This is a genomic window from Halorubrum yunnanense, assembly GCF_026586675.1.
GTDB classification, from domain to species: domain Archaea; phylum Halobacteriota; class Halobacteria; order Halobacteriales; family Haloferacaceae; genus Halorubrum; species Halorubrum yunnanense.
Map to the genome: position 1 here is coordinate 1 of NZ_JAODIX010000088.1, position 10,284 is coordinate 10,284.

A 10,284-nucleotide genomic window follows, 5' to 3' on the forward strand; every position below is an offset into this window, starting at 1 on the left:
TCGCCATCACCAACATAGAACCACTGTGTGAGCCGCTGTAACCGTGACTCAGCATCTATTCAACACAGCAATCAGAACACCTCTCTGAGCTAATAGAGATCTCGACGACCAATACGCAGGTTTCAGTGACCAGCTGTTTCAGACAATAATATGCCTAAAGAAGAGATTTCAGCATCTTCAGGTCAAATTTCACCTCGATAACGGGGTCTTCATTTCGAAGGCGGTGTACGTCGAGCTACCCCTTCCTGTGGGGCGGTTTGTGCGTGAGGGGAGCCACACCTATTCGGGCTCGCCGCCCGGATGCCGTCAGCATCCGGGCGGCCTCCCATGATAGTGCGTCCTTGGCAGGCAGGCCAATCAGAGCCACGCGTTCTATGACGCTGTTGAATCATCGGCCTTTGACCACCCCAGTACCTCTTCACGCACGCTGGGGACTTAGCAGGCTTTCATCCCATCAGAACTGTTGGTGGGCACAAACAGTTCTATGATACGGAGGGTGTCATAGAACTCTTCTCACACCTCGTTGACTGACCTGTGGATCGCTCAGTACAGAGATTGTATGTGTCAGTCCGCGAGATACGAAAGTGGACTGACCGGTGCCATCATCGGCGCGCCAGTCAGTATCTGTCCCAGTTGCGGCACGTGTGACGCGCCGTAGACGACCAGCACTCGCTCGTCATCCGCCTCAGGCACGTTCCAGATGTTCGATGCAATACGCAGGTTCCGCTGTGTCCACGCTGTCATGAGCTTTACCATGGTATAGTCTCCCGGTTCGCTGTTCTCGAACGCGATCGCGTAGAAATTCTGGTCGTTTCCCCAGGCGTACGACCCCACATCAAGTGTATTCAGTCTCTTGTAGTGGTCTACCAGTGAGCCTTCATCGAGACGCTGTTGTTCCTCTTCGATCCGGTCAGCTATATCCGGGAGCGGATATTCGACGGTGTCGGGATCAACACGCAAGGGTCCCAACGAATCCGGCAACTGCTTTCTTTCCTCATCGGTGAACAGCGCCGCAGGACTTTGGAAGTAGTCCACAGCGGCAACGGAGTCGTGTCCGAGCTTATCAGCGAGTCGAAACCCAACCTGAGCGATTTCGCTGCTTCTGTCCCGCTCCCACCCGGAGACAGCACTCAGCGTGTCGGGATCGTCACGGTATGCTGCGTATGCATCATCGATGACCGACTGCTGTGAGACCCTCTCCTCGACAGCAATCCGGTCCGGATCCCACTCTGCGAGTCGATCAGTCAGTGTCTCGAGTTCACGTTGGCGCTGGTCACCAAGAATGTCCCCTGGATCAGTGGCATAGGTGTTGGCCGTGTCCCCAGGAGTCTGTGCCAGATGACTCGTCCCGAGAAGCATCACTTCGCGCTGGCCGTCCTTCGGGTCCGGCCACTGATCGGCAACGTCAGAAGCGGGCGTTTCGGTGTCTGATTGTAGTGTGGCACATCCGGCGAGCCCAGCCGTCACTGCGGCGGCAGTCGCTCCGAGAAATAACCGTCTGTCCGGCTGACAGTCCAGTTTCATGTTGACTAAATCGGCGGGACACGACTTCTATCCTAACTGCGTGTTTCAGGGCGTGAAACATAAGAAACGGATCTCGTAGCCGCTATTAGAACTGCGAAGGCGTTAGTTTGTATACTCAATACCTGTGTTATGAAAAACCGGACACTACGTTTGCGCTACGTGTTTCGTACGGCACTCCGTGTCTCAATTTAATCCGATAACATCATCAACGCACAGTCCGCAAGCTTCATCGACCGACTGTTTCAGCTAAGAATCTATCTGAAGAATGAGATTTTAACAGAGCCACACCATAGCAACAGTTCGATGACACCCCCATAAAGAGACGTAGGAGGTGGGTACACTAAGGCGCTCGTCCGTGAACACGGAGCTATGTATCAGTTCGGCTCGCTTCCGTCGCTTGCGGCGGTTGCTGACGGCGTGCTCACGGGCCACCTTTGGCTTACCGAATATCTTGCTGGCGGCCACCTGCGCTTCCAGATGCAGCCGTCCGGCTTGCTACAGTTCGGCGACCGAACCACGGTGTATGACGATCCGGAGGCGCTTCCACCACAGTACCGCCTCGCCGTCCGCTCCGTCCGCGAGCAGTTCAATCGGGAGGCGTTTCGTTCGACCGACATTGACCCGTCCGCTGTTGTCTTTCATGGTGTCGCAACGTTTACCACCGGTTTCGCCTACGATTGGGATCAGCTCCCCCCGTTTGTGGGCCACGATGTGTGGGTTAGCGACGCCGAGCAGTACCGGCCCCCAGATGCTGTCGACACAATCTTCGAAACACTCGGGCTCGAAGCTGTCAACACCATCGCCCGGGAGCGACGTGCCCGCGATTTTGATCCGACGACCTACACAGTCCCACCATCAGCGTGGGGTGACAGGACCGCTGCGGGTGTCGTTGTCCGCAACAAGACGACCGGTCGGGGCGTTATCTGGCCTGACACTGCTCCGACCAGCAACGTCCCGCATAAGACAGATCTTGAGACGCTTGTCACAGAGTTCGTGACACCAGCGTGTCTCGATCGGATTGTAGCCACAATTGCTCCCCCAGTAACAGTTGAACAGTTGGCCACACGTGTTCACGAGCACCTCTGGCATGAGGTGTTTGGCTCTGTCATCGAGGTTGAGCCCCCGGTTGCCCTTGACGTGATCCGGCAGGAGTGTCGGACGTATCTGGCGGCCGACTGACCACAATCCTATACGAGCTTCCGGCCAGGAGGTTGTCAGCGACGGGGATGTACTCACGAGGCTCTGTTGAACTCTTTCGACGCTGATATATCCTAAGCCGCGTGCTGAATATAGAGGCTGTAGTCAGAACGGGAACTACGTTATTTTCTCCACCTAAATCCTGAACCAACCGAGAGAATGTGCCTGCGAATTCAGATATAGGCCATACTAACAGGACCTAGCGGCTGGCCATCATCCAAGTGTACTGTCCCCGGTTTCACTACAACTAATCCCGTCTGAAACTGCTGTAATTGTAACGAACTCCGTTTCAATACACTACTGGCCAGAGTGCGAAATATGTACCCTGTACTGAGCGATCACTATCTCCCGAAAATTAACCTCGGTTCGCACTACATACACACCATGTAGTCTCTAAACAGCGAGGAATATTTGACCTCCTCCACGCCCTGAAGGACGTGGAATCCGTCCGCCGGATTCGGGCTGTCGATACCTTTTGGTTCCAACCCGCACTCAAGGGGAACCCGCAAACATACGGGCGAAACTCTCGTTTCTCCCCTTTATAGGGCTGCGGCGCGGTCAACAACGCCCCATCGGAATCCGTGTCATTGCCGGGTGAACCACCGCAGTTCACCGCCCCTTGTGGTTCGGGTCGGCATCTCACCGATTCCGTACTACTTACTATAACGTACATCACCGTAATAAAATTACGGAGAAAACAAATCCGAGTGTCGCTTGACCTCCGCCTAAAGACAGAGGTATGCGCTTGTATCTCTATCACGGTGGATTTTCTGCGTCATTGAGTCCCTCGAATGTTCCATTTGTGTAGGCGTATCGCCACCGCTGGAGAATCGCTCGCGTTACAAGGCTTGTCTCAGACACAGCAATACAAGATGGGTCGACGGGCCGGCTCGGGGCATCGGGGGGTGAATGGAAGTGTCGTCGCGGCGCGTCGGGTTTCGGGTGACAGTCAAACCGAAAATTTCGGTCTCGGGAATCTGTGTAGTGTGCGGCGTAGTTCCCGGTGAGACTCCACCGGACGTCTATCCGGGCGGTTGACGCCGCTCCGACGCCATCAGATAGTTCGACCGAGAGTGTCTGTGGATTCAGTGGGTCGTCCAATGACGCGGTCTGGACCAGCGGCTCAAGGTCCACGAACAGGTCTCGTATCTCCCGTAATGCCCCGGCGTCGATGGGACCAAACACCTCAGACTGCTCGTCTGGCTGAATATGGTGAGCGGGGTCTCCGTCGTCGGTCATACGACGATAGATGTATCGTCATTGCCATCGTCGTCTGTATCCGTGCCAGTGAGGTGACCAGTTTGACTCACTTCGCCAATCGCGAGTGTTGCCTGTGCGAGCGCGAGGTTACGTCGCGTCGTTTGCCATTCCGTGAGGAGCGCACCGTGGTCGCTGTCGGCGTCGCCGATATCCAGTTCTCGGGCGAATTCCTCGGGTGAATCAACACCGTATTCCTCGCGCCACGCCTGTATTTGCGCCTTCATATCAGCGATGCCGGACGCGATCTCTTCGGGCGTCCGTTCCGCGAGGAGCGACTGGGCGTGTTCAGTGACGATAGCTGTTTCCGACCGTCGGTAGTGCGTCGTCTGACCATCCTGAGACGTCGTTACCTCACCAGCGCTCTCGAGCGTTCGCAGGTGCTTTCGCGCCGTGGTCGATGAGACGCGGGCACGCTCGGCAACCTGTGCTGCAGACAGCGGATCGTACACACGAGAGATGACTTCGTACACTCGTTCAAAGGGCGTCGTCTCCTCGATCCATTCCTCTTCGACGACATCGTTCACGTCACGGTGTTCAGTGCCGCCATCCGGGCTCATTCGGTGGGGCGGGGACGGCTCCTCGGACATTATGTGCCAACCAACGGGAGAGCGGTATAATAATCTGTGGGGTAGTATATTGATCACTAAATCCAAGATATGGAGGACTGTCCACAGCAGTATTAACCAACAATTATCTGTGAAACAGTCGTTCTGTTGGTTAACGCGTGTTCAGAGGTTCGGATCTCAAACTGCGAAACAATTCCGGAAGCTGGGTTAGCAGAGAAAATTCGCGAGAGTACGCTGTTTCTGTCAAGACGATCTCCATTCCCTGAAATCCGGAACAGACACGCCGGCGATTATGCGAGACTCCGGTGTAGAGACGAGAAGGTGGGTGACTTACGAAAATGCCGTTCACAATCGATTTCTTTGATCATGGTCGCGTTCTCGAGTGGGAGGCGACCAACGACGGCGCGACCGCGACCGAACGCGACGACTACACGCCCCGGTTTTACGTCGCACCACGTGACCCTGACACCGACATCGATCTCACACCACTTCGCGAACAATATGAACGACACCCGGATGTCGTCGCGACAGAGATCGTATCCCGGCGGCCGGGATTTCGTCGTGACGGCGAGTCCGCTCTCGCTGTCGACGTTAACCACGTCGACCGCGTCACACCGCTTGCGCGACAGGCACGCCAACTATCAGCGCATCCGGTCGGCGATCTCGCCTGCTTCAACGTCGATTTCTCGCGGGAGTTCCGGTACTGTCTGGAGACGAATTGCGATCCAACGCCGACGGCGGAGCTGTCGACACTCCGGCTTGGTGTTCCAGTCACCGAGATAGGCCAAGACACGTACAGCGAGCTCACAATTGCCGGCGAGACTGTTACCGGGTCAGCAGGAGACATCCTCACCACCATCCAAGCGGCGATCGAAACACATGATCCAGACATCCTCGTCTGCTCGACGAGCGAGATCGTCCCGACCCTCCACGAGATGGCGGTGGACGTCGGCGTCGACGACTTCTCGCTGAGTCGGTGGCCAGACATCGATTATCAGCAGCTCGCGAGCCGGTCGACGTACTCAAGCTACGGCCGCGTCGGTCACTCCCCGGCGCGGTACAACGTGCCCGGTCGAGCGATCATCGACGAGTCGAACACGTTCTTCTACGGGGAGACGAACCTCGACGGCATCCTCGACCTCGTGTCGCGCTCGAAAAAGCCCGTCCAGGAGCTCGCGTGGGCGTCGATCGGGAACGTGCTCACGGCGATCCAGATCTGCGAGGCCCACGACCGCGGCGTCCTAGTCCCGTGGAACTCCTGGCGCCACGAGTTCTACAAGCCGATGGGGACGCTCCACGACGCCGACCGCGGCGGCTTCATCTTCGCCCCCGAGGTCGGCCTCCACGAGAACGTCCACGAACTCGACTTCTCCTCGTTGTATCCGAACATCATCTGTACCCGGAATGTCTCGCCGGACGTCATCCGGTGTGACTGCCACAGCGACCACAAGGACGTCCCCGGCCTCGGGTACTCAATCTGCGATGATCGAGGCTACCTCGTCGACGTGCTCCAGCCGATCATCGACGCTCGCGACGAGATCAAGGCGGCCATCCGTCGCGAGAAGAAACGAGACGACCCCGACGAGGACCGGCTGGCGGAACTCGAGGGGCGGTCGGGCGCGCTGAAGTGGATCCTGGTGGCTTGCTTCGGATATCAGGGATTCAGCAACGCGAAGTTCGGTCGTATCGAGTGCCACGAGGCAATCAACGCGTTCGCTCGCGAGATTCTGCTGACGGCGAAACAGCAGCTGGAGAACGGCGGCTGGCGCGTCGTCCACGGCATCGTCGACTCTATCTGGGTGACCCCGGACCCCGACGTCGACGACGAGAACCGTGAAAACCTCGACGCGCTCGCGACGGCGATCACCGAGCGCGTCGAGATTCGGCTCGAACACGAAGCCCACTATGACTGGGTAGCGTTTGTTCCCCAGCGCGAGAGTGACGCCGGTGCACTCACGAAGTATTTCGGCAAGGTGGCTGGCCACGACGAGTTCAAGTTACGCGGTATCGAGGCTCGCCAGCGGTCGACCCCGTCGTTTATCGAGGACATCCAGCGGGACTGTCTCGAACGGTTCGACGCGACTCGATCTCCGGACGCCGTACTCGACTGTCTCCAAGACGCCATCAAGCGTCTCCACACTGGAACGGTGCCGATTGACCAACTCGTCGAACGAAATCGTGTCTCCAAGCCACTCGAAGGATATACACAGAACACCCAGAACGTGGCGGCGCTGAAGCGGGCTCGCGATCATGATCTCGCTGTTCATCCAGGCCAAGACATCGAGTACGTGGTCGTCGACGACGAGAAAAGCTCGCGAGAACGGGTCGCGTTGACTCACGAGGAGGTCGAGTCGTACGATGCGTCGTACTACGAGACGCAACTCGTCAGAGCTGTCGAGAGTGTGCTGTCACCGCTTGGCTGGGATCGAGAGGAGATCCGTCGAGAACTCACGGAGACGCGGGTCCCGAAGTTGGCAGCGTACGCGAGCACAGAGAACAGTTAACCAACACAGCGGAGTGGATTTGTTGGTTACCTAAGATTCCTTTGAGGTCGAACCCCCACACCCCGTGTGCGATATGAAATTGCGAAGATGGTGGGGAGGGGTGATCGGGGAGAGAGACCATGAAACATCGGGAATCCGCGATTTTACGGAGAAGAAGCCTCAAAGACATCGATATCAAGACAGGCTATATTTTGGAAACCTTTACATAGCCGCTCTGTCAACCATAGCCGCAATGGGCCTAAAGTCGGTTAAAACGAAACAGTATGTTTCGTGATATAACCGAACTTGTCCGGGGCTTTATTCCTTCGTGAGCTGAACGTCTCTGTCGGTTTATCGTCTTCTCGTGGACTCTCTCACCGAATTCCGACATCTTTGGATGGTTCGTCCGTGCCTACCTTCTCGTCAAATTCATATCGCACACGGGGTGTGGGGGTGACTTATCGACGAGATCAGACTCTACTCGGGACATTCAAGAGATATTTTCGGCACATCCGGTCGAGAATACGTCTAATGTTTCATCTCGCACACGGGGAGTACCTCCGCTGAGTTCTTCTGTCTTGCCTCGACGTCGACAGCTGTTCGATGGCCTGATCGACATTTCATATCGCACACGGGGGGTCACTACGACTATAGTAGTCGTTAGAACTTTCTGCTCAGAGAGTAGTATAGTATCTAATGGATCATCTCGACAAGATCTCCGTCAAAGAACTCCAAGACGCACTTGACAACGTTGACGGAAACAAACCGACGCAACGGTTGTTAGCTGCGATCGCGTACAAAAACGGCGTCACGCAGACTGAACTTGCCGAGTGGCACAATACCGGCCGAAGAACGATCTACAGTTGGCTCAAACGATTCGATACGGACGAGCCGCTTGAACAGGCCGTTACTGATGCTCATCGATCTGGTCGAAAGCGAAAACTCTCAGAAAAACAGCAAAAAGAGTTTGAACAAACAGTCCACGAATCACCCGAAGAGATCGGCTTTGACGCGCCGGCGTGGACGCCGGCGCTTGTCAAAGAATTTCTCGAAGAAACGTACGGCGTCGAGTATTCACTCCCGAGCTGTCGGCGGTTGTTGAAAGAGGCGGGATTGAGCTATCAAAAACCACGCCGTTCAGCTGCTGAATCCGACGAAGACGACCAAGAAGCGTTTCACGACGAGATCAAAAAAAGCGGCGAGAGATGGACGCCACAGTAGTTTGTATCGATCAAACCAAGAAATCGGTCCAAGTCGAGCCGCGTGCCGCGTGGTTTCCGCGCGGCACGCGGCCTTCCGTCGAATTATCCGGTCAACGGGACTGGACGTGCTTGTTAGGCGCGATCACCGAGGACGGAGATCGCTTTTTCTCTCGTCTCACCGAGTATATTACCGCCGATCACGCGAGACATTTCATTTTAGCATTATGTGAAGAATTTGAAGATGATTTGATCATCGTGCTCGATGGAGCACCGTATTTTCAGGCATCGGCCGTCACGGACCTCGCGGCCCGTGACGACCTCGCCTTTGTAACGCTCCCGTCATATTCGCCGGAGTTGAACCCTGTCGAGGAATGCTGGAGACAGCTCCAAGCAGCGCTCAGCAACCGCTTCTTCGACTCACTCGACGAACTGACAACAGCGATCGACACCGCTCTTGATCAACTCACTATCCCAAAAGTGAGTAATTATTTCTAACGTTTACTATAATTGATTTCGCCCGTGGTTACGGTATTATTTCGTCCACCCATCGAGAAACAGTCTGTATCGGTAGAATTCAGCAAATTTAATCTCGCACACGGTACCCATATTTATTTATAGTTTCGACCTAACTGCGCAAATATGGCTGACGGCGACGATCAACAGTCCCTCTCACAATCTATCAAAGGTCGCCTCCAAGAGGGCGTTCAGAATTCGGTTTTTCGAGATAAGGGTCTTCTTGACCCGGATGCCGTCATCGACGAGGACCGGATCGTCGGTCGTGATGACCAGCTGGACGACATCATCACCTATCTCCGACCGGCATTACAGGGGAACCGCCCGCCCAATATGCTTCTCTACGGCCCATCGGGGACGGGGAAGTCACTCATCATCAATGCGGTCTGTCAGCAGGTTCTTGAACTCGCGAACGCCCAAGATGACCGTTTTGGCGTTATTAAGATCAACTGTCAGACAATCAAATCGCACGATAGGGCTGTCTATCGTCTTGTAGAAAACGCCGCTAATGAAGCCGACGTCGAAGTCGGTGTTCCGCAGAGTGGCGTCTCGACAGACCAGAAACTCAGCCGATTCTATGAGATCCTGAGTAACAATTTCGACTCGGTCATTATCATCTTGGATGAGATTGACCTCCTGGTGGGACGACAGCGGGACCCGAACGAGGAACCAGCTTACTCAAAGCTGCTTTATCAACTCTCTCGGGCATCACAACTTGGTCAAATCGAGGGGCACGTGTCCGTTGCTGCGCTCACGAACGATCCCCGATTCATGGAGAACCTTGACGGCCGGGCTGAGAGCTCGTTCAATCCGCAAGACGTCGTCTTCTCAGACTATGATGCGGACCAACTACAATCTATTCTACGACGACGTCGTGATGCGTATCGGGACGATGTCCTTGAAGACGGTATTATTCCACTTAGCTCAGCGTTTGCGGCACAGGATCACGGCGACGCGCGGAAAGCGATCGATCTATTCCGGAAAGCAGGCGAGATTGCGGACCGAGAGAACGAAGATACGGTTGATGAAGGACACGTTCGCGATGCCCAGAAAGAAGCGGAACGGGATCGGACATTGACTCAAATGCAGGGTCTGTCGACCCAAAAGAAGCTCTCGCTTTACGCTACTGCAATCGTCCCCGTCTACTCACAACGCAACCTGAACGCCGTTCCCAGCACAGTCGCGTACCGTGTGTATCAGTATCTTACTGACTTACTTGATGCCGATACAAAATCGCGCGACTCCTATCTCCGCTATATGAGTGAGGCAGAGACATACAATTTTGTCACATCAGAAAAGCGGGGACGTGGCTACGGGAGTGGCGTTCACAAAGAGTACACGTTCGTTGACAATCCTGGCGTGGTTGCTGAAACCCTTCGAGCAGATATCCGGATCGAGGAAGCAGATAACGAAGGTGATCTTATCAAGTCAGTTGTCAACGCACAGATAGACGACTTCTTTGAGGGAAAGGTACGTGTTTACCCTGAGAAGGATTTCGGCACTCTCTCGTAGGTTGCCCCTGACCTAACAGTAGAGCAA

Annotated in this window: 7 protein-coding genes; 4 read left to right on the forward strand and 3 right to left on the reverse strand. The window is 55.3% G+C overall.

Annotated features, from left to right (window positions below; all coding sequences use genetic code 11):
* Positions 1-564: 564 nt before the first annotated feature.
* The gene (locus N5096_RS15715; RefSeq protein ID WP_267665734.1) at positions 565-1,524 is read right to left on the reverse strand and encodes a DUF5694 domain-containing protein; all 960 of its coding nucleotides are present in this window, start codon (positions 1,522-1,524) and stop codon (positions 565-567) included.
* 369 nt (positions 1,525-1,893) lie between these two features.
* Between N5096_RS15715 and N5096_RS15720 the strand changes: the two genes are divergently transcribed.
* Complete coding sequence (locus N5096_RS15720) at positions 1,894-2,703, forward strand: hypothetical protein (RefSeq protein ID WP_267665735.1); 810 nt, start codon at positions 1,894-1,896, stop codon at positions 2,701-2,703.
* Between the two features lie 774 nt (positions 2,704-3,477).
* Here N5096_RS15720 and N5096_RS16685 read toward each other — a convergent pair.
* Together N5096_RS16685 and N5096_RS15725 are read right to left on the reverse strand one after the other, a co-directional pair.
* Positions 3,478-3,960, reverse strand: a complete 483-nt coding sequence (locus N5096_RS16685) for a toxin-antitoxin system TumE family protein (RefSeq protein WP_464387815.1) — start codon at positions 3,958-3,960, stop codon at positions 3,478-3,480.
* Complete coding sequence (locus N5096_RS15725; protein WP_309243317.1) at positions 3,957-4,505, reverse strand: DUF7342 family protein; 549 nt, start codon at positions 4,503-4,505, stop codon at positions 3,957-3,959. Before N5096_RS15725 ends, N5096_RS16685 begins: the two co-directional genes overlap by 4 nt.
* A 380-nt stretch (positions 4,506-4,885) precedes the next feature.
* Between N5096_RS15725 and N5096_RS15730 the strand changes: the two genes are divergently transcribed.
* From N5096_RS15730 to N5096_RS15740, 3 genes are all read left to right on the forward strand, one after another.
* Complete coding sequence (locus N5096_RS15730; RefSeq protein ID WP_267665737.1) at positions 4,886-7,051, forward strand: type B DNA-directed DNA polymerase; 2,166 nt, start codon at positions 4,886-4,888, stop codon at positions 7,049-7,051.
* A gap of 675 nt (positions 7,052-7,726) precedes the next feature.
* Positions 7,727-8,727 (forward strand): IS630 family transposase gene (locus N5096_RS15735; protein WP_267665738.1). Its coding sequence is split into 2 segments (ribosomal slippage): positions 7,727-8,219 and positions 8,219-8,727, totalling 1,002 coding nucleotides; the frame shifts between segments, so codons are not numbered across the junction.
* Between the two features lie 144 nt (positions 8,728-8,871).
* A complete protein-coding gene (locus N5096_RS15740; protein WP_267665739.1) occupies positions 8,872-10,257 on the forward strand; it encodes an orc1/cdc6 family replication initiation protein in 1,386 nt (461 codons plus the stop codon).
* Positions 10,258-10,284 lie beyond the last annotated feature (27 nt).

Bases quoted from the DNA above. Each gene is read 5' to 3' on its own strand.
- N5096_RS16685 (WP_464387815.1), bottom strand. From the start codon at position 3,960: ATGACCGACGACGGAGACCCCGCTCACCATATTCAGCCAGACGAGCAG.
- N5096_RS15740 (WP_267665739.1), top strand. From the start codon at position 8,872: ATGGCTGACGGCGACGATCAACAGTCCCTCTCACAATCTATCAAAGGT.
- N5096_RS15715 (WP_267665734.1), bottom strand. From the start codon at position 1,524: ATGAAACTGGACTGTCAGCCGGACAGACGGTTATTTCTCGGAGCGACT.
- N5096_RS15730 (WP_267665737.1), top strand. From the start codon at position 4,886: ATGCCGTTCACAATCGATTTCTTTGATCATGGTCGCGTTCTCGAGTGG.
- N5096_RS15720 (WP_267665735.1), top strand. From the start codon at position 1,894: ATGTATCAGTTCGGCTCGCTTCCGTCGCTTGCGGCGGTTGCTGACGGC.